A 24,651-nucleotide genomic window follows, 5' to 3' on the forward strand; every position below is an offset into this window, starting at 1 on the left:
GGCCGCTTATTGCTGCTGTTGCTGAGCTTGCTCGGCAGGCGCAGCGTTGCGGTCGATCAGCGCCTTCATGGACAGCTTGACGCGACCCTTTTCGTCCGTCTCCAGGACCTTGACCTTGACGATCTGGCCTTCGGTCAGGTAGTCGGTCACGCGCTCGACGCGCTCGTGGGCGATCTGGCTGATGTGCAGCAGACCGTCTTTGCCGGGCAGCAGGTTGATCAGCGCACCGAAGTCCAGGATCTTGGTGACCGGGCCTTCGTAGACCTTGCCGATTTCGACTTCGGCCGTGATCTCGGCGATGCGCTTCTTGGCCAGTTCGGCCTTTTCAGCATCGGTCGAGGCGATGGTGATCGTGCCGTCTTCGCTGATGTTGATCTGGCAGCCGGTCTCTTCGGTCAGCGCACGGATGGTGGCGCCGCCCTTGCCGATCACGTCACGGATCTTCTCGGCGTTGATCTTCATGGTGTACAGGCGAGGCGCGAATTCCGAGACTTCGGTGTTGGCGCCCGACATGGCTTCGACCATCTTGCCCAGGATGTGCAGGCGAGCTTCCTTGGCCTGCGCCAATGCCACTTGCATGATTTCCTTGGTGATGCCCTGGATCTTGATGTCCATCTGCAGGGCCGTCACGCCACCGGTGGTGCCGGCGACCTTGAAGTCCATGTCGCCCAGGTGATCTTCATCGCCCAGGATGTCGGTCAGCACGGCGAAGCGGTTGTCTTCCTTGATCAGGCCCATGGCGATGCCCGCCACGTGCGCCTTCATGGGGACGCCAGCGTCCATCATGGCCAGGCAGCCGCCGCAGACCGAAGCCATCGACGACGAGCCATTGGACTCGGTGATCTCAGACACCACGCGCACGGTGTAGCCGAACTCGTCCTTCGGGGGCAGCAACGGCACCAGGGCGCGTTTGGCCAGGCGGCCGTGGCCGATTTCGCGGCGCTTGGGCGTGCCCACGCGGCCGGTTTCGCCCGTGGCGAAGGGAGGCATGTTGTAGTGGAACAAGAAGCTGTCGCGGAAGTCGCCAGCCAGCGCGTCGATGCGCTGCGCGTCTTGCTCGGTGCCCAGCGTGGCGATCACCAGGGCCTGGGTTTCACCACGGGTGAACAGGGCCGAACCGTGAACGCGGGGCAGCACGCCCGTGCGGATCTCGATGGGGCGCACGGTGCGGGTGTCGCGGCCGTCGATGCGGGGCTCACCAGCCAGGATCTGGCTGCGCACGATCTTGGCTTCGATGTCGAACAGCAGGTTGTCGACCTTGACGCCGTCGAACGCAATGCCTTCGGCCGTCAGTGCGGCCTTGACATCAGCGTAGGCAGCGCGGGTGGCTTGCGTGCGGGCTTGCTTGGAGCGGATTTGATACGCGGCGCGCAGCTTCTCGCCAGCCAGGCCATCGATCTTGGCGATGAAGTCGTCGTCCTTAGGCGGCGCGGCCCAATCCCAGACGGGCTTGCCAGCATCACGCACCAGGTCGTGGATGGCGTTGATGGCGATGCGGCCTTGCTCGTGGCCGTAGACGATGCCGCCCAGCATGACTTCTTCGGTCAGCTGATCGGCTTCGGACTCGACCATCAGCACGGCAGCTTCGGTGCCAGCCACGATCAGGTCCATCTTGGAATTGGCCAGCTCGGACGGGCCGGGGTTCAGCACGTATTCGCCATTGACATAACCAACGCGGGCCGCACCGATGGGGCCGTTGAAGGGGATACCAGAGATGGCCAAGGCGGCGCTGGACGCGATCAGGGCGACGATGTCGGCCGAGACGTTGGGGTTCAGCGAAACGACGTGGATGACGATCTGGACTTCGTTGTAGAAGCCTTCGGGGAACAGGGGGCGCAAGGGGCGGTCGATCAGACGCGACGTCAGCGTCTCGAGTTCGCTGGGCTTGGCTTCGCGCTTGAAGAAGCTGCCAGGGATCTTGCCAGCGGCGTAGGTTTTCTCGATGTAATCGACGGTCAGGGGGAAGAAATCCTGGCCGGGCTTGGGGTTCTTGGCGGCGACAACGGTGGCCAGCACCACGGTGCCTTCAACGTCGGCGAGCACGGCACCGCTGGATTGACGGGCGATTTCGCCGGTCTCGAGCGTGACGCTGTGGTTGCCCCATTGGAAGGTCTTAGTGACTTTGTTGAACATGCTCATGGGATGAATCTCCGGTTGAGTGGCACCCCACATGGGGTGCTTTTTTATGCGACGCCACAGGCGTCGGGGGCCCAAATCACTCTGGCGCGATGCCATTCCATCAGGGCAGCGGTGGCTGCTTGCCCTCATGGAATGACAGAGCGTCGCTGGTCGAGTGCCTGGATTTAAAAAACAAAAAGCCTGTGCTGGAAAAAACCAGACAGGCTTCTTGTCATGGTGCCGATCTTATTGGCAAACTTACTTGCGCAGACCCAGCTTCTGGATCAGTGCCAGATAACGGTCAGCGTCCTTGGCCTTGAGGTAGTCCAGCAGCTTGCGGCGGCGGCTCACCATGCGCAGCAGGCCGCGGCGACCGTGGTGGTCTTTCTTGTGGGTCTTGAAATGGGGGGTCAGGTCGTTGATGCGTGCGGTGAGCAGGCCCACTTGCACTTCCGGAGATCCGGTGTCGCCCACGCTGCGTGCGTTGGACTTGACGACTTCTGCTCTGCTCTCGAGAGTAATGGTCATGATGATTCTTTCGGTTTCGAGTTGATCAACTTGCGGCGCCAGGTGAAACCGACCCAGGCCGTGCTTTGGGAAATCCCCAAATATGCCGCCCGATAAGAGGGCAAGCCCGCGATTATAACGATTTTTGACAGGGGTGTCAGATCTTTGAAAGATCCCAGCGCGGCTGGACGTCGAACACCGCATCACGGCGCAAAACGGCCATGCCCGCCTGCAGGCGCATGGCGCCCGCCAGGGCGATCATGGCACCGTTGTCGGTGCACAAGTGCATTTCCGGGTAGTGAACCCGGACACCGCGCCGCTCGCCCGCCTGGTTGAGTTGCTGGCGCAGCAGGCGGTTGGCCCCCACGCCGCCAGCCACCACGATCCGCTTCAAACCGGTGGCTTTCAGGGCCGCCAGGGATTTCTTGACCAGCACCTCCACGATGGCGGCCTGCGTCGAGGCGGCCAAATCGGCCAGCGGCCCGGCGGGCACGTCGGCCAAGGCCTTGGCCAATGCGGCCTCGTCGTCCAGCAGGTTCAGCTTCTGTAATTGCGTGCGCACCGAGGTTTTCAGTCCCGCGAACGAAAAATCCAGGTTGCCGCTGTGCAGCATGGGCCTGGGCAGCTCGAATGCCTTGGGGTTGCCCAATTCGGCCAACTTGGACAAATGCGGGCCGCCCGGGTAAGGCAGCCCCATGAGCTTGGCGGATTTGTCGAAGGCTTCACCCGCAGCGTCGTCCAAGGTCTCGCCCAGCAGTTCGTAGCGCCCTACCCCGTCCACGCGCATCAATTGGGTGTGCCCCCCCGAAACCAACAAAGCGATGAAAGGGAATTCCGGCGGATCAGCGGACAAGAAGGGCGACAGCAAATGCCCTTCCAGGTGGTGAACGCCGATCATGGGCTTGTCCAGCGCCGTGGCCAAGGCGCATGCCACACCCGCGCCCACCAGCAAGGCCCCCGCCAAACCAGGCCCACGGGTGTAGGCCACCACATCCACATCGGCCAGCGTGCGGTCAGCCTCCAGCATCACCTGGCGCACCAAAGGCACCACGCGGCGGATGTGGTCGCGCGAGGCCAGTTCGGGCACGACGCCGCCATAGGCCTGGTGCATGTCGATCTGGCTGTGCAGGGCATGGGACAGCAACTGCACCGGGCCCTGTGTGGGCGCGCCCACGAGGGCGACACCGGTTTCGTCGCAAGAGGACTCGATGCCAAGGATACAAAGGGGGCGTTCAGACATCCCTCTAGTTTAGGCGCCACCCCGAACGGCCCGACGGCTTCGGGCATTTGCCACGATTGCGTGACACGGCAGGCCGATGGTCGGCGCGTTTGTTGCATGATTGCGGACATGAATGTAGCCCGCAGCATGCGCCTGGTGATCGTGGCGCCAGAGAACCTCACCGCCGACCCGGAGGCCGATGAATCGGTGCGGGCCGAGGCCGAGCGTTCGCGGATGCTGCGCATCGCCTTGCTGGAATCAGGCTTCAACATCGTGGCCACCCTGCCCGCCGATGTCTTCCTGCCCGATCGCATCGCCCAGATCCAGCCGGACATGATCGTGGTGGATGCCGAAAGCCAGGGCCGCGACATCCTGGAGCACGTGGTGATGGCCACGCGCGGTGAGCGCCGCCCCATCGTGCTTTTTTCAGATGATGAAGACACATCGCATGTGCGCGCAGCCATCGCCGCTGGCGTGTCGGCCTATGTGGTGGCGGGCCTGCCCTCCGACAGCATCAAGCCCGTGATCGACGTGGCCATGGCCCGCTTCGAGCACGAAGAAAGCTTGCGGCGCGAACTGGCCGATGTGCGCGGCCAGCTGGAAGACCGCAAGGTGGTCGACCGCGCCAAAAGCGTGCTCATGAACCAGCATGGTTTGAGCGAGCAAGAAGCCTACTCACGGCTGCGCAAGGCAGCCATGGACAAAGGCCTGAAGCTGGCCGAAGTGGCGCAACGTCTGCTGGACGTGACCGACATGCTGGGCTGAGCACAAGCTCCAGCACCCGCGCACCAGTTCAGCGCCAAGCCGCCCCGCATCGGGGCAGGATCTTCAAAAAACACCTGGCACAGCGCTTGCATTCATCACTGGCAAGCGAAATCAACGGCGATTTCGCCACCCTACTTGAACACCCAATGAAGGGCTGTTCAAGGCACCCGACAAAGGCGTCTACCGAGGAGTTCCCGCGTTCACCGCAGGGCTCGACGGCAGGCGCCTTTTTTGTTTGTTGATAGCCAAGAAAGTTGAAGTGACCATGTCCACACAGGATTTCAAAATGTCCCGTCGCTCCATCCTCAAAACCGCCGCAGCCGCCAGTGCTGTGGGCGTGGTGCCCGGCCTGCAATCGGCCGTGTGGGCCGCAGGCTCCGACAAGCCTGAGCTGGAAGAAGTCAAGATCGGCTTCATCCCCCTCACTGACTGTGCATCCGTCGTGATGGCTGCGGTCCTGGGCTTCGACAAGAAGTACGGCGTCAAGATCATCCCCACCAAAGAGGCTTCCTGGGCCGGCGTGCGCGACAAGTTGGTGAACGGTGACCTGCACATGGCACACGTCCTTTATGGCCTGGTCTATGGCGTGCACATGGGCACGGCCGGCCCCAAGAAAGACATGGCCGTGCTGATGAACCTGAACAACAATGGCCAGGCCATCACACTGTCGAAGGCCATCGCCGACAAGGGCGCCGTCGACGGTCCCGGCCTCGCTAAGCTGATGGCCAAGGAAAAGCGCGAATACACCTTCGCCGGCACCTTCCCCACTGGCACCCACGCCATGTGGATGCACTACTGGCTGGCCGCTGCCGGCATCAACCCGCTGTCGGGCGCCAAGCTGATCACAGTTCCGCCACCGCAGATGGTCGCCAACATGCGCGTGGGCAACATGGACGGCTTCTGCGTGGGTGAGCCCTGGAACCACCGCGCCATCATGGACGGCATCGGGGTGACAGCCAACACCACCCAGGACATCTGGCAGGACCACCCCGAAAAGGTGCTCGGCTGCACCGCCGAGTTCGTCAAGAAATACCCCAACACCACACGTGCCGTGATGATGGCCGTGATGGAAGCAGGCCGTTGGATCGACGCCGGTCTGCAGAACAAGATGAAGATGGCCGAGACCGTGGCCGCCAAGGCCTACATCAACACCGGTGTGGACGCCATCAACCAGCGCATCCTGGGCCGCTACCAGAACGGCATGGGCAAGACCTGGGACGACCCCAACCACATGAAGTTCTTCAATGACGGCAAGGTCAACTTCCCCTACCTGAGTGATGGCATGTGGTTCCTGACCCAGCACAAGCGCTGGGGTTTGATCAAGGAGCATCCGGACTACCTGGGCATCGCCAAGCAGATCAACCAGATCGACCTGTACAAGCAAGCGGCCAGCGCACTGAAGATCAGCGTGCCTAAAGACGTGATGCGCACCAGCAAGTTGATCGACGGTGTGGTGTGGGACGGCAAAGACCCAGCCAAGTACGCCGACGGCTTCAAGATCAAAGCCTGACCCAGGCTCTGATCCAAGCTCCGTTCCCGCCTCAGACACAAGCACCAGGTTTGTGCACCCTGCCCGATTCGTGCGTTTCGTTTTCTAGAGTGTTCGCGAAGAACGCCACTGAGTCCCGCTGAGACCGGCTCGAAGGGGCATCCACCCAAATGGATGCCCCCACTGGCCACGATATTGCAGACAAACGAATCGGGCAGGCCCTGTGCTTCGCTCACGCCTCTCAGACCCTTCAAGGAGTCCAACATGGTCAGCGCCGTTTTTCACAGCCCCTCGGATGCCAGCGACGCGATGCGCGCGGAAAAGGCAGCCGGCAAGTTCTCCTCAAATGCCATGACTTCCGCAGTTACCGCTGGCGCCACGCCCGCATCTTCCGCCAAACCCGCCGCCGCGCCCAAGACGCCCATCGATTGGGGCGCCCTGGCCATCACGGTGCTCTCACCCATCGCGGGCCTCGCGATTCTCGTGGGCATCTGGCACCTGCTCACGATGAAGAGCACCACCTTCCCCACACCGGGGCAGACCTGGGATGCCGCCGTCGTGCTGTTCTCAGACCCCTTCTACGACAACGGCCCCAATGACCAGGGCATCGGCTGGAACATCTGGTACTCGCTCAAGCGCGTGGCCATGGGCTTCGGGCTGGCGGCGATGGTCGGCATCCCGATGGGCTTCATCATCGGCCGCTCCAAAGTCATCGGCAGCATGCTCAACCCGATCATCAGCTTGTTGCGCCCCGTGTCGCCACTCGCATGGCTGCCGATTGGCCTGCTGGTGTTCAAGTCGGCCGACCCGGCTGCCATCTGGACGATCTTCATCTGCTCGATCTGGCCCATGATCATCAACACCGCCGTGGGCGTGCAGCGCGTGCCTGACGACTACCTGAACGTGGCCAAGGTGCTGAACCTGAGCGAGTGGAAGATCGTCACCAAGATCCTGTTCCCCTCGGTGCTGCCTTACATGCTGACCGGCGTGCGCCTGTCGGTGGGCACGGCCTGGCTGGTGATCGTCGCGGCCGAAATGCTGACTGGCGGCGTGGGCATCGGCTTCTGGGTCTGGGACGAGTGGAACAACCTCAACGTGGCCCACATCATCATCGCCATCTTCGTCATCGGCATCGTCGGTCTGCTGCTGGAACAGCTGCTGATGCTGGTCGCCAAGCGCTTCAGCTACGAATAACCCGACACCCTTCAGGAGCCCCAACATGAGTCAATTCATCGACATCCACGGCGCCGAAATGGTGTTCCACACCAAAAAAGGGCACTTCCACGCCTTGCGCGACATCAACCTGGGCATCGACAAGGGCGAGTTTGTGACCCTGATCGGCCACTCAGGCTGCGGTAAATCCACCCTGCTGAACCTGATCGCCGGGCTGCTCCGGCCCACCGAAGGCGCCCTGGTCTGCGACAACAAGGAGGTCAACGCGCCCGGGCCAGAACGCGCCGTGGTGTTCCAGAACCACTCGTTGCTGCCCTGGCTGACCTGCTTTCAAAACGTCTACCTGGCGGTGGAACGTGTGTTTGGTGCCAAGGAGACCAAAGACCAACTCAAGAAGCGCACGATCGATGCGCTGCAGCTGGTGGGCATGGGCCACGCCATCGCCAAGCGTCCGCACGAAATCTCGGGCGGCATGAAACAGCGCGTGGGCATTGCCCGTGCGCTGGCCATGGAGCCCAAGGTTTTGCTGATGGACGAGCCCTTTGGCGCTCTGGACGCCCTGACCCGCGCCCACCTGCAAGATGAGTTGCTCAAGATCGTGGCGGGCACCAAGAGCACCGTGGTGATGGTGACCCACGATGTGGACGAGGCCGTGCTGCTGTCAGACCGCATCGTGATGATGACCAACGGCCCGGCCGCCACCATCGGCGAGATCCTGACCGTGCCCATCGAGCGTCCGCGCAACCGGGTGCAACTGGCCGAAGACCCGACCTATGTGCACTGCCGCAAAGAGGTGCTGGACTTTCTGTACACCCGCCACGGCGTGGCCGACCGAAAAGCCGCCTGAATCTGGCATGACCCTTGCGTACAGGATTTGTGATCGCCTGATTCGCCAGAGCCAGGTGGTCTTCCTCAGCGGGGGTCCGTGGGTCCGCGAAAACCTACCGGCCTCTTCACGCCTTCCGATCCTTGGGTCGGAAGGCGTCTTTTTTGGCCGCAGCCCAAATCAGGGCCCCAGCCACGACCATGGGCACGCACAGCCATTGGCCCATGCTCATGTTCAGGGCCAGCAGGCCCAGGAAGCTGTCAGGCTCGCGGAAGTATTCGGCCGTGAAACGGAACACGCCATAGCCCATCAGGAACATGCCCGAAACAGCACCCAATTGGCGCGGCTTGCGGCCATAGAACCACAGCAAGGCAAAGAGGGCCAGCCCCTCCAGCCCGAACTGGTACAGCTGCGACGGATGCCGGGGTTCCATGCTGCCCGAGTCCGGAAAAATCATGGCCCAGGGCAGCGAGGGATCGGCGAAACGGCCCCACAACTCGCCATTGATGAAGTTGCCGATGCGGCCAGCCGCCAGGCCCACCGGCACACAGGGCGCCACCAGATCGGCCACCTCGAAGAAGGCCCGCCCGTTCCGCTTGGCATACAGCCACATTGCCGCGATCACACCCAGCAGCCCGCCATGGAACGCCATGCCGCCTTGCCAGACGGCCAGGATCTCGGCGGGATGGCTCAGGTAATAGCCGGGCTTGTAAAAGAACACATAGCCGAGCCTGCCGCCCAGCACCACGCCCAGCACGCCAAAGAACAACAGGTCTTCCACTTGCTGGCGGTTCCAGCCGGCCTGCGCAAACGGCGCTCGTTTGGCCCGCCAGATGGCCAGCAGGTAGAACAGGCTGAAAGCCGCCAGGTAGGTCAGGCCATACCAGTGGACCTTGAGCGGCCCCAGTTCCAGGGCGATGGGATCGATGTGCGGATGAACGAGCATGTGGGGGTCAGACAAGCCAATGGCGTGTTCGAAGGGAAACCGAGGCGAACGATAACCGATGCCCGCACCATTGATAGGATGTGGCCATGAATCCCACCACCCTTCAAATCGTGGCGGCAACGCTGTTTGGCATTGCGCTGATCCACACCTTCTCGACCAAATTCTTTGAACGCTTGGCCCACACACGCCCAGCCCACGCCGGCCTGTGGCATTTGCTGGGCGAGGTCGAGGTGGTCTTTGGCTTCTGGGCCATGGTGCTGATGCTGGTGATGTTTGCCATGGAGGGCAAGGATTCAGCCATCACCTACATCGACGGCCGCAACTTCACGGAACCCATGTTCGTCTTCGCCATCATGGTGGTGGCGGGCAGCAAACCCATCCTGGAAACCGCCGGCCAGCTGACCCGCCTGCTGGCGCGAGCCCTGCCCTTGCCGGATGGCATGTCGTTCGCGCTGGTGACCTTGTCGGTGGTGCCGCTGTTGGGCTCGTTCATCACCGAGCCGGCCGCCATGACCCTGGCCGCCCTGTTGCTGCGCGAACGCCTGTTCATGGCGCCCGTGTCAGCCCAGCTCAAGTACGCCACCCTGGGCGTGCTGTTCGTCAACGTGTCGATTGGCGGCACGCTCACCCATTTCGCCGCGCCCCCCGTGCTGATGGTGGCGGGTGTCTGGGGTTGGGACATGAATTTCATGTTCCACACCTTTGGCTGGAAAGCCGCGCTGGCGGTCCTGGTCAATGCCATCGGGCTGGTGCTGTTGTTCCGTCAGGATCTGCGCAAAGTGCTGCCCGCCTCCCGCAGCACCACCGGCCCGGCCATCCCCTGGCCGGTCAGTCTGGTCCATCTGGTCTTTCTGACGGGGGTGGTCGTGTTTGCCCACCACCCTGCTGTGTTCATGGCACTGTTCCTCTTCTTCATGGGATTCACCACGGCCTACGCCCAGTACCAAAACCCATTGATCCTGCGCGAAGGCATGTTGGTGGCGTTTTTCCTGGCTGGGCTGGTGGTGCTGGGCGGGCAGCAGCAATGGTGGCTGGAGCCACTGCTTATGCAGATGGACCACACCAGCGTGTTCTTTGGCGCCACAGCCTTGACCGCCATCACCGACAACGCCGCCCTGACCTACCTGGGCTCACTGGTGGAAGGGCTCAGCGACGAGTTCAAGGTGGCCCTGGTGGCGGGTGCGGTGTCGGGCGGGGGCCTGACCTTGATCGCCAACGCGCCCAATCCCGCAGGCGCCGCCATCCTGAAAGACGGCTTTGACGACAAATCCATCCACGCGGGCGGCCTGTTCCTGGCCGCGTTGCTGCCCACCGCCGTCGCAATGGCCGCCTTCGCCCTGCTTTGAAGCTTCACTCATGCCAGAAGATCACCAACCCATCCCCGATGCGCTGAAGGCCGAGTTGTCGGATTGGCGTCGTTGGGTATCGCGCGTGGTCGTGCTGAGTTTTGCCGCCCTGGCCGGCTTGAGCGTGGTGCTCATGACCCGCCTGAGCGAGCATGCCCTGGAGGTGTTTTTCAAGGTGCAGCAGCAGTGGTTCTGGGCGCCTTTGCTGTGGACTCCGCTGTGCACCGTGGCGGTGGTCTGGTGCACGCGCCGGTGGTTTCCAGGGGCCGCCGGATCGGGGATCCCGCAGGTCATGGCGGCGCTGGACCCAGAGACACCCCCCGCGCAACGGCGGCAACTGGTGTCCCTGCGCGTGGCGCTGGGCAAGATCGGCTTGACGTCGGCGGGCTTGATGGCCGGCCTGTCCACCGGACGCGAAGGCCCGTCGGTCCAGGTCGCTGCGGGCGTGATGCACCATGCGCGCCGCTGGCTGCCCACCGGGTCAGGCGTGAAGGACCATGAATTGCTGGTGGCCGGTGGTGCTGCGGGGATTGCCGCGGCCTTCAACACGCCACTGGGGGGCGTGATGTTCGCCATCGAGGAGCTGTCTCGCCACCCCGAGCAACGCCGCAGCGGCCTGCTGGTGGCCGCCATCGTGCTGGCGGGGCTGATCGCGGTGTCCATCGATGGCAACGGCACCTACTTTGGCGTGATCAAGGTGCAGGCCCTGACTTGGGCCTTGCTGTTGCCGGGCTTGCTGGTGGCGCTGTCGGCGGGCTTGCTGGGCGGCCTGTTTTCGCGCCTGCTCATCCAGTCTTTCAGCCCCAACGCTGGGCGATTCAGCATGTGGCGTCGGCAATACCCCCTGCGGTTCGCGGCAGGATGTGGCTTCGCCGTGGCATTGATTGGCGTGGCTGCCGGGGGGCTCACATTTGGCAGTGGCTACGAAACCACCAAGCAATTGCTGGAAGGCCAGGACAGCACCCCGGGTCTTTACGTGGCGCTGCGCTTTCTGGCCACCTGGCTGTCCGCCTGGAGCGGCGTGCCAGGCGGCATATTTGCGCCTTGCCTGACGATCGGTGCCGGGATTGGCAGCGACATCGCCAACCTGACCGGCCACCCTTATCAGGCCGCCTTGATCGCCCTGGGCATGACCGGGTTCCTGGCCGCCGTCACTCAGGCGCCCATCACCGCCTTCATCATCGTGATGGAGATGGTCGATGGGCACAGCATGGTGCTCAGCCTGATGGCCTGCGCCTTGACCGCCAGCGGTGTGGCACGCCTGCTCAGCCCACCCCTGTATGGCGCACTCACCAGCACCTGGAAGGTGAACCCGCCTGCCCAAACGTCCCCACCCGCCCCGGACCCCGAACGCTGAGCGACAATGCTGTTTTCGCCGCCAGCACCTTGCTGGCCGCTTGCCCCACAGCACCACCTAAAAGCAGACCTGCCATGAGCCTGAACCGCCGCTCGAAGAACATCACCGAAGGCGTCGCCCGCGCGCCCAACCGCTCCATGTACTACGGCATGGGCTACAAGGAAGGCGACTTCGTCAAACCCATGATCGGCGTGGCCAACGGCCATTCCACCATCACGCCCTGCAACTCCGGCCTGCAAAAACTGGCCGACGCCGCCGTCGAAGGCATCAAGGAAGCCGGCGGCAACGCCCAGGTCTTCGGCACGCCCACGATTTCGGACGGCATGGCGATGGGCACCGAAGGGATGAAGTACTCCCTCGTGTCGCGCGAGGTGATCTCGGACTGCGTGGAAACCTGCGTGGGCGGCCAGTGGATGGACGGCGTGATCGTCATCGGTGGCTGCGACAAGAACATGCCCGGCGGCCTGATGGGCATGCTGCGCGCCAACGTGCCCGCCATCTACGTGTACGGCGGCACCATCCTGCCCGGCCATTACAAGGGCAAGGACCTGAACATCGTCAGCGTGTTCGAGGCCGTGGGCCAGTTCACCGCCGGCAAGATGAGCGAAGAGGATTTCTGCCAGATCGAAAAGCGTGCCATCCCCGGCACCGGCTCCTGCGGCGGCATGTACACGGCCAACACCATGAGCTCGGCCTTCGAAGCCCTGGGCATCAGCCTGCCTTACAGCAGCACCATGGCCAACGTGGAAGACGAAAAAACCGCCAACACCAAGGAAAGCGCCCGCGTGCTGGTCGAGGCCATCCGCCAGGACATCAAGCCGCGCGACATCGTCACCAAGAAGGCCATTGAAAACGCCGTGGCCGTGATCATGGCCACCGGTGGCTCCACCAACGCCGTGCTGCACTTCCTGGCCATTGCCCACGCGGCCGAGGTTGACTGGACCATCGACGACTTCGAGCGCATGCGCAAGAAGGTGCCCGTGCTGTGCGACCTCAAGCCCAGCGGCGAGTACCTGGCCATCGACCTGCACCGCGCTGGCGGCATCCCCCAAGTCATGAAGATCTTGCTGAACGCCGGCCTGCTGCATGGCGACGCATTGACCATCACCGGCCAGACCATGGCCGAAGTGCTGGCCCATGTGCCGGACGAGCCGCGCGCCGACCAGAAGGTGATCCGCTCGATCGACCAGGCGATTTACGCCGAAGGCCACCTGGCGATCCTGAAAGGCAATCTGGCCCCCGAAGGCTGCGTGGCCAAGATCACCGGCTTGAAGAACCCCGTGATGACTGGCCCGGCCCGCGTGTTTGACGACGAGCAATCCGGCTTGGCCGCCATCATGGCCAAGCAGATCAAGGCAGGCGACGTGATGGTGCTGCGCTACCTGGGCCCCAAGGGCGGCCCCGGCATGCCCGAAATGCTGGCCCCCACGGGCGCGCTGATCGGCCAGGGCCTGGGCGAAAGCGTGGGCCTGATCACCGACGGCCGCTTCTCGGGCGGCACCTGGGGCATGGTGGTGGGCCACGTGGCGCCCGAAGCCGCCGCAGGTGGTTTGATCGCCCTGATCCAGGAAGGCGACTCGATCACCATCGACTCTCACCAGCTGCTGCTGCAGCTGAATGTGGACGACGCCGAAATTGCCCGCCGCCGCGCACTGTGGAAGGCCCCTGCACCACGCTACACTCGTGGCGTGCTGGCCAAATTTGCCCACAACGCGTCAAGCGCCAGCACGGGTGCCGTGCTCGACAAGTTTGAGTGAACGGCCCTGCCTGAATGAGCAAAGCCACCGCGAGGTGGCTTTTTCAATGGGCTTCAAAGGCAAGCCAGGTCAGCGCTTTTTCTTCTTGGGCCCCAGCCCCAGGGATTCCAGGCTTTTCTGCCGGCGAGCATCACGCCGGGCATCATCTTTGTCCATGGCTTTGCGTTGCGTCATGCCCGAGGCGTCGGCCCAGGCCCACCAGGCGGCAGCCAGCGCGAAAGGCAACAACATGGCCCACCAGCGATCAGCCCAGGTCCACTCGCCGATGGGGCCAATCCCGGCAAAATTCATCAGCAGCATGGCCACACCGATCACGATAAACCACATGCGAAGCCCCTTTGAAAAATAATCCTGCCGCGGTCAACCGAAACCGGGCCTGTCCGCGTTACTAGAATAGTGCTTAGACTTTACTTCACAGATTGCCCGAGGACACCCCATGAAATTGCTACCTTCGTTGCTGGCTGGCACCGCGCTCGCCTTGGCCGCCTTGTCACCCGCCCTGGCCAACCAGGAGCTGGCCCAGAAAAAAGCCTGCATGGCCTGTCATGGCATGGACAAGAAGATCGTCGGCCCGGCCTACCTGGACGTGGCCAAAAAGTACAAAGGCCAGAAAGACGCTGAAGCCAAGCTGGTGCAAAAGGTGCTCAAGGGCGGTGGTGGCGTTTGGGGCACGATGGCCATGCCCGCCAACCCACAACTCAGCGAAGCCGAAGCCAAGCAATTGGTGAAGTGGATCTTGTCGCTCAAATAAGGTCAGCGGCAAAAGCCTTTTCTTCATAAAAAAAGCCCCGCATGGCGACCATGCGGGGCTTTTTGCTGGCGTGTGACCGCCAGCACGACACTCAAACTCAATCGTTGGCGTAGATGTCAATGTCCTTGGTCTCGCGCACGAACAGCAGGCCGATCACGAACGTCGCACTGGCGACGATGATCGGGTACCAAAGTCCGTTGTAGATGTTGCCCGTTTGCGCCACGATCGCAAAGGCCGTGGTGGGCAGCAAGCCGCCAAACCAGCCATTCCCGATGTGGTACGGCAAGCTCATCGAGGTGTAGCGGATGCGAGTGGGGAACATCTCGACCAGCATGGCGGCGATCGGGCCGTAGACCATGGTCACGTAGATCACCAGCAAGGTCAGGATGGCCACAATCAAAGGCTTGTTCATCCTCTCGGGGTCGGCCTTCGGTGGGTAACCCGCCGTCTTCAGTGCCCCGCCCACTGCTTTCTTGAACTGGCCGTCGATCACCTTGAGGGCCGCAGCTTTGGGATCCTTGTCAAACGCGGCCAACGTGGCGCCAGACTCCTTGGCGTCCTTTTCAGCCGCCTTGAGCTTGTCATCAAACTCCTTGCCCATGGCGCCCGTGGCTTTCAGATCGTCAAGCTTCTTGACAGCGGCCTCCTGGCCTTTGGCCGCCGCTTCCTTGGCCGCAGCAATGTCCGCCTCGGTCACCTTGGTGGGGCTGTAGACCTGGATCAGCGTTTCGCCCACCTTGATCGCCGCCGGGGTACCGGCCGGGGCGTCCAGGTTCTCATAGTTCACCGAGTTGTTCGCCAGGTACTGCTTGGCGATGTCGCAGGAACTGGTGAACTTGGCGGTGCCCGTCGGGTTGAACTGGAACGAGCACTCCTTGGGGTCGGCCGTCACCGTCACCGGGGCGGTGGCCAGGGCATGGGCCAAGGCAGGGTTGGCGGCCTCGGTCAGCGCCTTGAACAGCGGGAAGTAGGTCAAGGCCGCGACGAGGCAGCCCGCCAGGATGATGGGCTTGCGGCCGATCCTGTCGGACAGCGTACCGAACACGACGAAGAACGGCGTGCCGATCAGCAACGCGATCGCGATCATGATGTTGGCCGTGGCGCCATCCACCTTCAGCGCCTGCGTCAGGAAGAACAGGGCATAGAACTGCCCGGTATACCAGACCACCGCCTGACCAGCGACCAGGCCAAACAGGGCCAGGATCACGATCTTGAGGTTAGCCCACTGGCCAAAGGATTCAGACAATGGCGCCTTGGACGTCTTGCCTTCGGCCTTCATTTTCTGGAAGGCCGGGCTTTCGTTCATGCTCAGGCGGATCCAGACGCTGACACCCAGCAAAGCCAGGGACACCAGGAAGGGAATGCGCCAGGCCCAATCGCCAAAAGCTTCTTCGCCAAAGTAGGTGCGCGTGCCCAGGATCACCAGCAGCGACAGGAACAAGCCCATCGTGGCCGTGGTCTGGATCCAGGCCGTGTAGGCGCCACGTCTGCCATGTGGCGCGTGTTCGGCCACGTAGGTGGCTGCACCGCCGTATTCACCGCCCAAGGCCAGGCCCTGCAGCAGCCGCAACACGATCAGGATGATGGGGGCCGCCACACCAATCGAGGCGTAGTTGGGCAAGATGCCCACGATGAAGGTGGACATCCCCATCAGCAAGATGGTGACCAGGAAGGTGTACTTGCGCCCAATCATGTCGCCCAAACGGCCAAAGACCAGGGCGCCGAACGGCCGCACGATGAAGCCCGCGGCGAAGGCCAGCAGCGCAAAGATGAAGCCCGAGGTGGGGTCCAGGCCCGCGAAGAACTGTTTGGCGATGATGGCCGCCAGGGAGCCGTAAAGGTAGAAGTCGTACCACTCGAAGACCGTGCCCAGACTGGAGGCAAAGATGACTTTTCTTTCCTCCTTGGTCATGGGGGCGGTGGACGCCACTGTGCTTGAAGCCATGGTTTTCTCCTCTTCCTTGGAAAATCGCAGCTCATGTGAGCTTTGCACCCCCCAATCTAGGGGGGTACGTTTCGATTTGTAATAAGGGGGAATGCTAGTACCGGCTTTTTAATTCATGCAAAACAACACAGTCAGCGTCGTGGGGCCTGCGCTCAGTTGGTCTGGGCCAGTTGATCGAGGATGGCGGGATTTTCCAGGGTGCTGGTGTCCTGCGTCACTTTTTCACCCTTGGCCACCACGCGCAACAGGCGCCGCATGATCTTGCCCGAGCGGGTCTTGGGCAAGTTGTCACCAAAGCGAATGTCCTTGGGCTTGGCGATGGCGCCGATCTGCTGGCCCACGTGGGCGCGCAACTCGTTGGCGATCTGCTTGGCCTCGTCACCCGTGGGCCGCGAGCGTTTGAGGACCACGAAGGCGCAAATGGCCTCACCGGTGAGGTCGTCGGGGCGCCCGACCACCGCCGCCTCGGCCACCAAGGGGTGGGACACCAGCGCGGATTCGACTTCCATGGTGCCCATGCGGTGGCCGGACACGTTCAACACATCGTCGATGCGGCCGGTGATGGTGAAGTAACCGGTGTCGACATCGCGGATGGCGCCGTCGCCGGCCAGGTAGAACTCGCTACCGAACTCGGCCGGGTAATAACTGGTCTTGAAGCGTTCCGGGTCGCCCCAGATGGTGCGGATCATGGACGGCCAGGGTTTGCGCACCACCAGCACGCCGCCCTGCCCCCACGGCACTTCTTTGCCGGTTTCATCGACCACGGCCGCGTCGATGCCGGGGAAAGGCAGGCTGCAAGAGCCTGGCACGAGCGTGTGGGCGCCGGGCAAGGGCGTGATCATGTGGCCACCGGTTTCGGTCTGCCAGAAGGTGTCGACGATGGGGCAGCGGCCGCCACCGATCTCGCGGTGGTACCACTCCCAGGCGGCGGGGTTGATGGGCTCGCCCACCGAACCCAGCAGGCGCAGGCTGCCCAGGTCAAAGTTGCGAGGGTGCACGGCGGGGGTGGTCTCGGCGGCCTTGATGAGGGCGCGGATGGCCGTGGGGGCGGTGTAGAACACGCTGACCTTGTGCGCCTCGATCATGCGCCAGAAGCGCGCGGCATCCGGGTAGGTGGGCACGCCTTCGAAGACCACTTGCGTGGCGGCGATGGCCAAGGGGCCGTAGGCAACGTAGGTGTGGCCGGTGACCCAGCCGATGTCGGCCGTGCACCAGAAGACGTCTTCAGGCTTGAGGTCGAAGGTCCACTTGGTGGTCAGGGCCGCGTGCAGCAAATAGCCACCGCTGGCGTGCTGCACGCCCTTGGGTTTGCCGGTGGAGCCGGAGGTGTAGAGCAAAAACAAGGGGTGCTCGGCGCCGACCCATTCAGGCTCGCAAGTGCTGGGTTGCGCGGCCATGACTTCGTGCAACCAAAGGTCGCGCCCTGCCTGGAAAGCCACCGAGCCACCTGTGCGCTGGTAGACGATGACCTGGCGGACGCTGCCCGCGCCTTCCATGGCCAGGGCTTCGTCAACGATGGCCTTGAGCGGCAGGTTCTTGCCGCCGCGCATTTGCTCGTCGGCGGTGATGACCAGCACGGCGCCCGCGCCTTCGATGCGGTCACGCAGGCTTTGGGCCGAGAAGCCGCCGAACACCACCGAATGTGTGGCGCCAATGCGCGCGCAGGCCTGCATGGCCACCACGCCTTCAACCGACATGGGCAGGTAAATGACGACGCGGTCGCCTTTCTTGACGCCTTGCGCCTTCAGCACATTGGCCAGGCGGCAGACGCGCTCCAGCAGTTCGCTGTAGGTGACGCGGGCGACCTGTCCACCATCGGATTCGAAAATGATGGCGACCTTGTTGCCCAGGCCAGCCTCAACGTGCCGGTCCAGGCAGTTGTAGGAGACGTTCAGCAGGCCATCGTCAAACCACTTGTAGAAGGGGGCCTGGCTGTCGTCCAACGCCTGGGTGAAGGGCTTTTTCCAGGAGAGGAACTCGCGGGCCAATCGGGCCCAGTAGCCCGCGTGGTCGGCATTCGCCTCGGCGCAAAGTTGGTCATACGCCTCGCGGCTGCCAATGTGCGCGCTTTGGGCAAATGCGGGCGGCACCGGGTGGTGGCTGGGGGTGGTGGAGGTGTTGTTGGATGCTGTCGTCATGGCATTGCTCCGAGAGGGTCCACATGCATACGTGGAGACCTTACCAGAACAAAACCATGCGCGGACCTCTAGAATTTGGTCCTTCGGACTATCCCGAAGTACTCGCCAAGGCCCCCATGAGTCAGCCGCCAAAACAAAACAACATGCGCCACCTGCCCAACTTCATCTTTGCCAGCCGCTGGCTGCAATTGCCGCTGTACCTGGGTTTGATTCTGGCGCAAGGCGTGTACGTGGTGCACTTCTGGGTAGAGCTGGTGCACCTGGTGCAGGCCGCTTTTGGCAATCAGGAGGCCCTGCAGCTCATTTTTGCCGCCACCGGGCAGCAGGCAAGCGCCACCCCCACCCACCTGACCGAAACCACCATCATGCTGGTGGTGCTGGGTTTGATCGACGTGGTGATGATCTCCAACCTGCTGATCATGGTGATCGTGGGCGGGTACGAAACCTTTGTGTCGCGCATGAACCTGGAAAATCACCCCGACCAGCCGGAGTGGTTGAGCCATGTGAATGCGTCGGTGCTGAAGGTGAAGCTGGCCACGGCGATCATCGGCATTTCATCGATCCACCTGCTGAAAACCTTCATCAATGCCGAGAACTACTCGGAGAAGGTCCTGATCTCGCAGACCGTGATTCACATCGCGTTCTTGTTGTCAGCACTGGCCATCGCTTACACAGACCGATTGCTGGGCCAGCCCACTGGCGACAAAGCCCACTGAGCGGCGAGCTGGCCGCTCAGACAGCAACCGCCACTTCAGCTGGCTTGTCGCGGTTCGTGGCGTGCGAGAGGTACCGCTCCAGGGCCGGCATCTCGGCCGGTGAGGTGTTCTGCACCCGCACGCGCAACTCGCGCTCCAGCTCCCGCAGCCGCCAGATGATCTCCTGGAGGATCATCGCCACCTCCTGGCCCACATCCTTGTCCTGGAACATCGGCAAATCGGAGAGCATGTGCGGAGGGTGGGCATCCAACCCGGTGCTGGACCAAGCCCGCAATATGCGCTCAAAGCGGTCGCGCGCCGACAGCAACAATGCTTTGAATGGCGGGCTGGCGCGTTCAAAGTCGTCCTCGAAATCGGCATGCAGGCTGTCAATGCGGCCCAATTGCTCGGCCACCCGAATCGCTTGCTGCAGCACCTTGCCAGTCGGAGCGCCCTGGCCCGCCTGATCCTGGCATCGGTGGCTGATCAGGCTGACCAGGTCGATGATGGGGCGGCTGAATTCGCCGGGAATCAGCTTGACGGCCACGTCAGCCTGCTTGAATGGCGCGCTGGTCTTGTCGAGCATGCCACCCAGCATTTCCGCCAGCGCGAGGATCTGGCTGCCCACAGCGATGTCCTTGCCCATGCGGCCATGCGGATATCCGAAACCATCCATGCGTTCGTGGTGCTCCAGCACCAAGGCGCTGGCGGCACGGCAAGGGCCAGGCAGGTCGCTGATCAGGCGGTGGGCCACCACGGGGTGCGCGGCCACATGCCGCCATTGCTGCGGATCCAGCCTCACGCCGGGCGCCAGGTAGTCGGGGTTGATGTACAGCTCGCCCACGTCGTGGCACAAGCCGGCGGTCATCACGATCTGGGCAAAATCGGCGGAGCCTGGCTGAATGCGCTGCGACATCCCCATGCCCAGCAGAGCCACGCCGACGGCATGCTGCAGTTTTTGAGGTCGGTGCTCGCAGTAAACCGTCAGCAAGGTTTGCAAGCGGCCTTTGATCGACATCTCGCCCAATGACTTGACGGGATCGAAGCGGGGCACGGAGCACAGGATCCGCAAAGACTCGTGTTGGTCGAGCAGTTCCTGGGCGGCCCGCACGCAGTCCGCGCCGGTGATGCCGCTGGCCACTTCCATGCAGTCTTCCAGCGGCTTGCGCAGCTTGCGCTCCAGCAGGCGATCGCGCATGTCCCGGTTGATCGGACGCCCCTTGGCGATCAGCTTCATGCCATTGTCGGCATAGATGTCTTCCGTGGCCTGGACCTCTCGGTCATCCGCCACCACCATCACGTTCTCCAGGTAATGCGGATTGACCTTGCCATCCAACTCTGTCACGACCATGCTCCTTTGCACCCGATCTGCGATTCTGAAGCCTTGGGAGGTGCTGCGCCAAAGTCCCGATGGCAAGAGGCTCCACAACTTCACGGCCGGGGCGAAAATCGTCAGAGGCCTGGCAGAAGATCTGGAAAAAGCCTCTGCATTCGCACCATGAGCGCTTGCCGCTCCAACACGGGGCGACGGTAGAATGAACGACCCTTTTCGAGCCCCACCACACACCATGTCCACGACCATTCACCACGACGATCTCGTTGAAAGCGTCGCAGCCGCCCTGCAGTACATCAGCTGAAAGTGACTCGCTAAGGAACCTGCGCCAACGAGCAACAGCCAGTTAGGGGGCACCTAGGTGCAAGCGGTGTACAGGTGATGATGGCTATTCAGCCGGTGCTGTCGCACCTTCTGCTATGCGTCGTGCAATTTTCTTTGCCCGCTCGGTCTTCGCTTTTGAAGGAAGCGCTTCAAGCAACTTGCTGATTGCGATCCTGTTCCTGTCTGAGCAAAACCGGTCTGCTTCCTCGCAGAACTGTTCGGCCTCACGCAGCGCCTCACGCATTTCCTTCATCTTGGTGCCCCACTCCTTCAAGGCCACATCAGTGAGGGTTGGCAATTGCGCTTCGTCTATGCCCTGCAACGGCAAAACGGCTTTGAACTTCAAAGTCGCTTGAATTACCTTAGCTTGTGACACGCAACTGGCACCAACGATGGTGCCTATGGTCACAGACACTTCCGCATGTTCCTTCCTACCGTCTTTGCCCATAGCCATCCGCCCGGCATCGCTGACTTTTTGGTAGACGTTGATTTGCCCTTTGAGCCTTACCGCTTCACCAAAGGCTTTCTCCATCGGCTTGTCCTTTTGGATTAAGCCGTATAGCTCATTGATGTCGTGTACGTGGAGCGAGGACTTACGTGTCAACTCATTAGCCTGCCGAAGAAGTACATGCTTTTGCGAAATCAAATCATTGATGTACTGCGTCTTGGCGTTGCGGTCCACTGCGGCTTTGTAGGTTGATACGAAGTCTTTGAACACTACGTCGAACTGCGTAAGCCCGCAGTCCTGGCCTATGTTCGTTTCGCGACCATCCTTGAACCGGATAACAAATCCATGCCAGTGCTTTCTCTTGCATCCATTGAGGCCGCACAACTGCTCTCTCGCCTTGTCGAACTCGTAATTGCCAATAATTTTGTCGAGCTGCTTAACGTCGCAGTGAAGATCATCGACGAAGTTTGGCCGAGTGCGAAACTGCTCGGGGCTCTCAAACAAGATCGGGACGAATGGGACCGTCGAATCTTGAACATCCACCAGAGGTGCGAATGTGCTGCCTGATAAAGCGATCATGAACTAAACCACTGTTTAAACATCCAGCTTTATAAGGCAAAAGCTCTAAATTATCGTGTGTTTTACACAACATTTGCATGTTTCCGCCCTTGATCGGTGCTAGTGACGGAGCTTGCCTTTTCGATCAAGGCTCATCTTGGCCTTTGTCGCGTCAGTGTGTTTGGTGCTCGTCTTCCCTTCACGAGCGTTCTGACTTGACAGCTTGATCTCGACATTGCCGATCTCGTAGTGACCAAGATCATTGGGCAGTGACATGCAGAACTGGCCTTGCTTCAAGCCCATGTTGTCGATCTGGCCTGAATGCATCCAGACATACAGCCACTCATCAAACGACATCAGGAACTGGATTGGCTCACCCAGCTTGTCTACCCTGCCCTTCGTGGTTTTCTTCTTGACGTTGTATTTGTTGCGGAGCTTTCGCAGCTCTTCTTGGTGTTCTTTCATTGGATTGGCCCCTGTAGACCAATCTATTTAGGCAACACAACCAAGTCAAAATAGACAAAAGCAACATGCAAGCGGGGCCTCGTGGACATCGATGTAGCTCAGATTGGGAAGTGGGGTGCCATCGCAGCCACTCTTGGCATCACCGGCATCTTGGGCACCATTTCGCCCAAGCTCTTTGACTTGTGGCTGAAGGCGCGTGAGAAGGCAGACGAGATTCAAGTTGGGTTCGGCACGATCAGCCCTGAACCCGTGCCTTACCCTGCCTTGCATGTGATCAGCCGCCGTGATCATCAAATGCAGCTGGCTGACTACGGCTTCATCACCGTTGACGGGAAGCTGTGCTCAATTGCAGCGACAAATGCCTTTGACTACGACCCAGAGTGGGGCTTTGATTGCCGTGGCACAACGATGCTCGCGAAACGCAACGACCGCTTCGAGTGCTGGATGAGCCACCATCCAACGCCAATTGGTGCCTATGCCCAGACATCCACCCAAACGAAGCCAACCGTGGCATTCCACAAAGACATAGGCTTGCTCAAGCGGACGGTGGTCAAACTTTCAATCAAGTACCGCAAGCGTTGGGATTGGCAAAACCATTGGGATTGGTCACCTTGGCTGTTGAAGCTGCTGGGCAAGCAGCACAAAGGACCGTTCGACTAGCCTCTTGATGAACAGTAAGCGGCGAACATGGATCACTTCGAAGAGCGCAAGCGTGAAGCCCAATACTGGTTCAACAAAGCCGCTGACCTACGCGCATCCGCAGGTGCGCTTTGGTACTGTGCTCAACCACGTCAACAATCTAAACAGCGAGGTGATGAAAACGCGGGTGCAAAGCCCGCGTTTTCATTGGAGCGCTATTTCTTCTTAACCTTAGCCTTAGCCTTGACCAAATGTAGCAGGATGATCAAGAAAGCAGCGCCCATTGGGTTTGCTTGTAGAACACACACGAAAGTGATGATGGGGTCCATCAATTTACTCCTTTGATCCCAGAGCATCAGTGCTTGGGATCAAAGTGTATCGACATCTCGCAAAACGGCAACGCGCGGGTTGGACGTGACTAAAAATCCAGAAACACTTGATCAAATCGCTTTTTGATACTGCTTGAATTAGTTAAATGCGAGAAAAAATGCACAATAAGCTGGTCTATAGGTGTACCTCTCAAGAATTGGGTATCTTGAGATATTAGTTAGACCCGATTACCACACCAGACCAGCAAACATGGTGATCATCTGGTTGTTGAAGGTCTTGGCCTACGCCCTCTCTCCATCAGATGTTCCTTGTCTTTGACTTGCAGGTTGTTGATGTTGATCTCGGTGCCTTCTTTGTCGTCGTCAGCGCTTCCAGATAGCCAATGCGAGCACGGCGAAAGCTGCAACGGCCACTAGACAGATAGCACCCATGGGGTTGTTCTGTAGGGCCGTCAAGACGCTAACCAACGATGAGGAAGCCTCAGGGATCGAGTTCATTGCAATGTTCCTGTTTGCTCGAATGCAGTCCACATTTCGTGCTGCCGGGCCGAAGCATGACAGATGCGAAATGCCTTTCAAGGGGCTCATGTCCGAAAATGCAAGCAACAGAGCGGCCATTTGACAGGAAGATTTTTTGATCTGCGAAAGTTGAGACCTTTTCTCACATGCTGCTATAAATCACCCTTACAACGTCCGCATCATAAGGGAGCGTCATGTTCTGGCAAGTAATCAACACCAACCTTTATTTGCAAGGTTCAATTCATAACGCTGACGAACCACTAAAGCTCAGTAAAGAAGCGCAAGCCGCCGCTGAACTTTGCGATACGTTTGTCTTTGAAGGCAACTTTCATAAACTTCCGAATCTAGATTTCGCGTTCTATTCAAACAATTCAGGCTTGAGCAAGCATATCCCAAAAGCATTATTTGAATCCACCCAAGAACTGTGGAAACAAGCAGGCCTGACGGACAATCTGGACACAAATAGGCCATGGTTCGCCACACTTAAGCTTACTCAAGCGCTCTACCGAGAAAAAGGCCTTGTCGATGCAAATGGCCTCGACAAGCAGATCTTCAAATGGGCCGAAGACAACAACAAGAAGTTTTACTTCTTAGAGACAATACTTTCCGGCCTGCAAGCGCTTAGCAGCACACCACTTTCCGAGCAACAAGACGTTCTATCTCTGGTTGTTCACAACCCAGAAAAGGTCGTCAGCCAACTGCAAGCCATGCTCGTTGCTTGGAAGGACGGCAATGCTAACGATCTCTATAAAATAGTTGAAGAAAATCTAAGGTTGACACCGAAGATGACCACCAAGCTGTTTTCCAGCAGAAATCACAAGTGGCTTCCTCAACTGCTCAATTTTGCAAAGAGTGGAGAAAAAGTTTTTGTCACTGTTGGTGCCCTTCATCTGTCAGGTCCAGCAGATGTGGTCAGCCTGCTAGCGGCAAAGGGATATCAGTGCAAATATTTCGGAACTTGAGCACGTCTAAACGTGCAACGAACATTGGGCCTTTGAGGAGAT

Annotated in this window: 22 protein-coding genes; 12 read left to right on the forward strand and 10 right to left on the reverse strand. The window is 60.7% G+C overall.

All coding sequences use genetic code 11. The features are described from left to right. Window positions 1-6: 6 nt before the first annotated feature. The 3 genes from pnp to tsaD form a co-directional block, all read right to left on the reverse strand. Window positions 7-2,139, reverse strand: a complete 2,133-nt coding sequence (pnp, locus tag Q7V20_RS09015) for a polyribonucleotide nucleotidyltransferase (protein WP_304789495.1) — start codon at window positions 2,137-2,139, stop codon at window positions 7-9. A 237-nt stretch (window positions 2,140-2,376) separates the two neighbouring features. Beyond that, window positions 2,377-2,646, reverse strand: coding sequence for a 30S ribosomal protein S15 (rpsO, locus tag Q7V20_RS09020; RefSeq protein ID WP_300549061.1), 270 nt, complete (start codon window positions 2,644-2,646; stop codon window positions 2,377-2,379). 136 nt (window positions 2,647-2,782) lie between these two features. After that, window positions 2,783-3,865: a tRNA (adenosine(37)-N6)-threonylcarbamoyltransferase complex transferase subunit TsaD gene (tsaD, locus tag Q7V20_RS09025; RefSeq protein ID WP_304789500.1), complete on the reverse strand. Its 1,083-nt coding sequence runs from the start codon at window positions 3,863-3,865 to the stop codon at window positions 2,783-2,785. Window positions 3,866-3,973: 108 nt separating this feature from the next. Between tsaD and Q7V20_RS09030 the strand changes: the two genes are divergently transcribed. The 4 genes from Q7V20_RS09030 to Q7V20_RS09045 all read left to right on the forward strand — a co-directional run bounded on the left by Q7V20_RS09030 (window position 3,974) and on the right by Q7V20_RS09045 (window position 8,118). Beyond that, complete coding sequence (locus tag Q7V20_RS09030) at window positions 3,974-4,609, forward strand: ANTAR domain-containing response regulator (RefSeq protein WP_304789502.1); 636 nt, start codon at window positions 3,974-3,976, stop codon at window positions 4,607-4,609. Window positions 4,610-4,895: 286 nt separating this feature from the next. Next, window positions 4,896-6,119 (forward strand): CmpA/NrtA family ABC transporter substrate-binding protein, encoded by a 1,224-nt coding sequence (locus Q7V20_RS09035; protein ID WP_304789505.1) that lies wholly within the window; start codon window positions 4,896-4,898, stop codon window positions 6,117-6,119. Window positions 6,120-6,362: 243 nt separating this feature from the next. Beyond that, window positions 6,363-7,292 carry a nitrate ABC transporter permease gene (ntrB, locus tag Q7V20_RS09040; RefSeq protein WP_304789508.1) on the forward strand — a complete coding sequence of 310 codons (930 nt, stop codon included), beginning with the start codon at window positions 6,363-6,365 and terminating at the stop codon, window positions 7,290-7,292. A gap of 25 nt (window positions 7,293-7,317) precedes the next feature. Further along, entirely contained in the window at window positions 7,318-8,118 is an 801-nt protein-coding gene (locus Q7V20_RS09045) for an ABC transporter ATP-binding protein (RefSeq protein ID WP_304789510.1), read from the forward strand. 106 nt (window positions 8,119-8,224) lie between these two features. Here Q7V20_RS09045 and lgt read toward each other — a convergent pair whose 3' ends face one another. Next, window positions 8,225-9,043: a prolipoprotein diacylglyceryl transferase gene (lgt, locus tag Q7V20_RS09050; protein WP_304789513.1), complete on the reverse strand. Its 819-nt coding sequence runs from the start codon at window positions 9,041-9,043 to the stop codon at window positions 8,225-8,227. Window positions 9,044-9,129: 86 nt separating this feature from the next. Between lgt and Q7V20_RS09055 the strand changes: the two genes are divergently transcribed. From Q7V20_RS09055 to ilvD, 3 genes are all read left to right on the forward strand, one after another. Further along, a complete protein-coding gene (locus Q7V20_RS09055) occupies window positions 9,130-10,389 on the forward strand; it encodes a putative Na+/H+ antiporter (protein ID WP_304789516.1) in 1,260 nt (419 codons plus the stop codon). A gap of 10 nt (window positions 10,390-10,399) precedes the next feature. Then, entirely contained in the window at window positions 10,400-11,746 is a 1,347-nt protein-coding gene (locus Q7V20_RS09060; protein WP_304789519.1) for a chloride channel protein, read from the forward strand. 74 nt (window positions 11,747-11,820) lie between these two features. Beyond that, window positions 11,821-13,503 (forward strand): dihydroxy-acid dehydratase, encoded by a 1,683-nt coding sequence (gene ilvD, locus Q7V20_RS09065; protein ID WP_304789521.1) that lies wholly within the window; start codon window positions 11,821-11,823, stop codon window positions 13,501-13,503. 69 nt (window positions 13,504-13,572) lie between these two features. On the opposite strand, the gene Q7V20_RS09070 is transcribed toward ilvD, so the two are convergent. Further along, on the reverse strand, window positions 13,573-13,830 hold the full coding sequence (locus Q7V20_RS09070; RefSeq protein ID WP_304789524.1) for a TIGR04438 family Trp-rich protein: 258 nt from the start codon (window positions 13,828-13,830) through the stop codon (window positions 13,573-13,575). Between the two features lie 109 nt (window positions 13,831-13,939). Here Q7V20_RS09070 and Q7V20_RS09075 point away from each other — a divergent pair, with 109 nt between their 5' ends. Then, complete coding sequence (locus Q7V20_RS09075; protein WP_304789527.1) at window positions 13,940-14,254, forward strand: c-type cytochrome; 315 nt, start codon at window positions 13,940-13,942, stop codon at window positions 14,252-14,254. Between the two features lie 97 nt (window positions 14,255-14,351). Here Q7V20_RS09075 and Q7V20_RS09080 read toward each other — a convergent pair whose 3' ends face one another. Next, the gene (locus Q7V20_RS09080) at window positions 14,352-16,199 is read right to left on the reverse strand and encodes an MFS transporter (protein WP_304789530.1); all 1,848 of its coding nucleotides are present in this window, start codon (window positions 16,197-16,199) and stop codon (window positions 14,352-14,354) included. A gap of 152 nt (window positions 16,200-16,351) precedes the next feature. Then, the gene (gene acs / locus Q7V20_RS09085) at window positions 16,352-18,337 is read right to left on the reverse strand and encodes an acetate--CoA ligase (RefSeq protein ID WP_304789533.1); all 1,986 of its coding nucleotides are present in this window, start codon (window positions 18,335-18,337) and stop codon (window positions 16,352-16,354) included. Window positions 18,338-18,480: 143 nt separating this feature from the next. On the opposite strand from acs, the gene Q7V20_RS09090 reads away from it, so the two are divergent. Then, window positions 18,481-19,053, forward strand: a complete 573-nt coding sequence (locus Q7V20_RS09090; RefSeq protein WP_370652431.1) for a TIGR00645 family protein — start codon at window positions 18,481-18,483, stop codon at window positions 19,051-19,053. 16 nt (window positions 19,054-19,069) lie between these two features. Here Q7V20_RS09090 and Q7V20_RS09095 read toward each other — a convergent pair whose 3' ends face one another. The 3 genes from Q7V20_RS09095 to Q7V20_RS09105 all read right to left on the reverse strand — a co-directional run bounded on the left by Q7V20_RS09095 (window position 19,070) and on the right by Q7V20_RS09105 (window position 22,160). After that, window positions 19,070-20,377 (reverse strand): HD-GYP domain-containing protein, encoded by a 1,308-nt coding sequence (locus Q7V20_RS09095; RefSeq protein WP_304789539.1) that lies wholly within the window; start codon window positions 20,375-20,377, stop codon window positions 19,070-19,072. Window positions 20,378-20,753: 376 nt separating this feature from the next. Next, a complete protein-coding gene (locus Q7V20_RS09100) occupies window positions 20,754-21,716 on the reverse strand; it encodes a hypothetical protein (RefSeq protein WP_304789541.1) in 963 nt (320 codons plus the stop codon). Between the two features lie 99 nt (window positions 21,717-21,815). Then, window positions 21,816-22,160, reverse strand: coding sequence for a hypothetical protein (locus tag Q7V20_RS09105; RefSeq protein ID WP_304789544.1), 345 nt, complete (start codon window positions 22,158-22,160; stop codon window positions 21,816-21,818). Between the two features lie 81 nt (window positions 22,161-22,241). Here Q7V20_RS09105 and Q7V20_RS09110 point away from each other — a divergent pair, with 81 nt between their 5' ends. From Q7V20_RS09110 to Q7V20_RS09120, 3 genes are all read left to right on the forward strand, one after another. Further along, window positions 22,242-22,820, forward strand: a complete 579-nt coding sequence (locus Q7V20_RS09110) for a hypothetical protein (RefSeq protein WP_304789546.1) — start codon at window positions 22,242-22,244, stop codon at window positions 22,818-22,820. A 27-nt stretch (window positions 22,821-22,847) separates the two neighbouring features. Next, a complete protein-coding gene (locus Q7V20_RS09115; RefSeq protein WP_304789549.1) occupies window positions 22,848-23,144 on the forward strand; it encodes a hypothetical protein in 297 nt (98 codons plus the stop codon). A 697-nt stretch (window positions 23,145-23,841) separates the two neighbouring features. Next, the gene (locus Q7V20_RS09120) at window positions 23,842-24,609 is read left to right on the forward strand and encodes a TraB/GumN family protein (RefSeq protein ID WP_304789552.1); all 768 of its coding nucleotides are present in this window, start codon (window positions 23,842-23,844) and stop codon (window positions 24,607-24,609) included. The last annotated feature ends 42 nt before the right edge of the window (window positions 24,610-24,651 follow it).

This window comes from Aquabacterium sp. (genome assembly GCF_030652515.1).
GTDB lineage: Bacteria > Pseudomonadota > Gammaproteobacteria > Burkholderiales > Burkholderiaceae_C > Aquabacterium.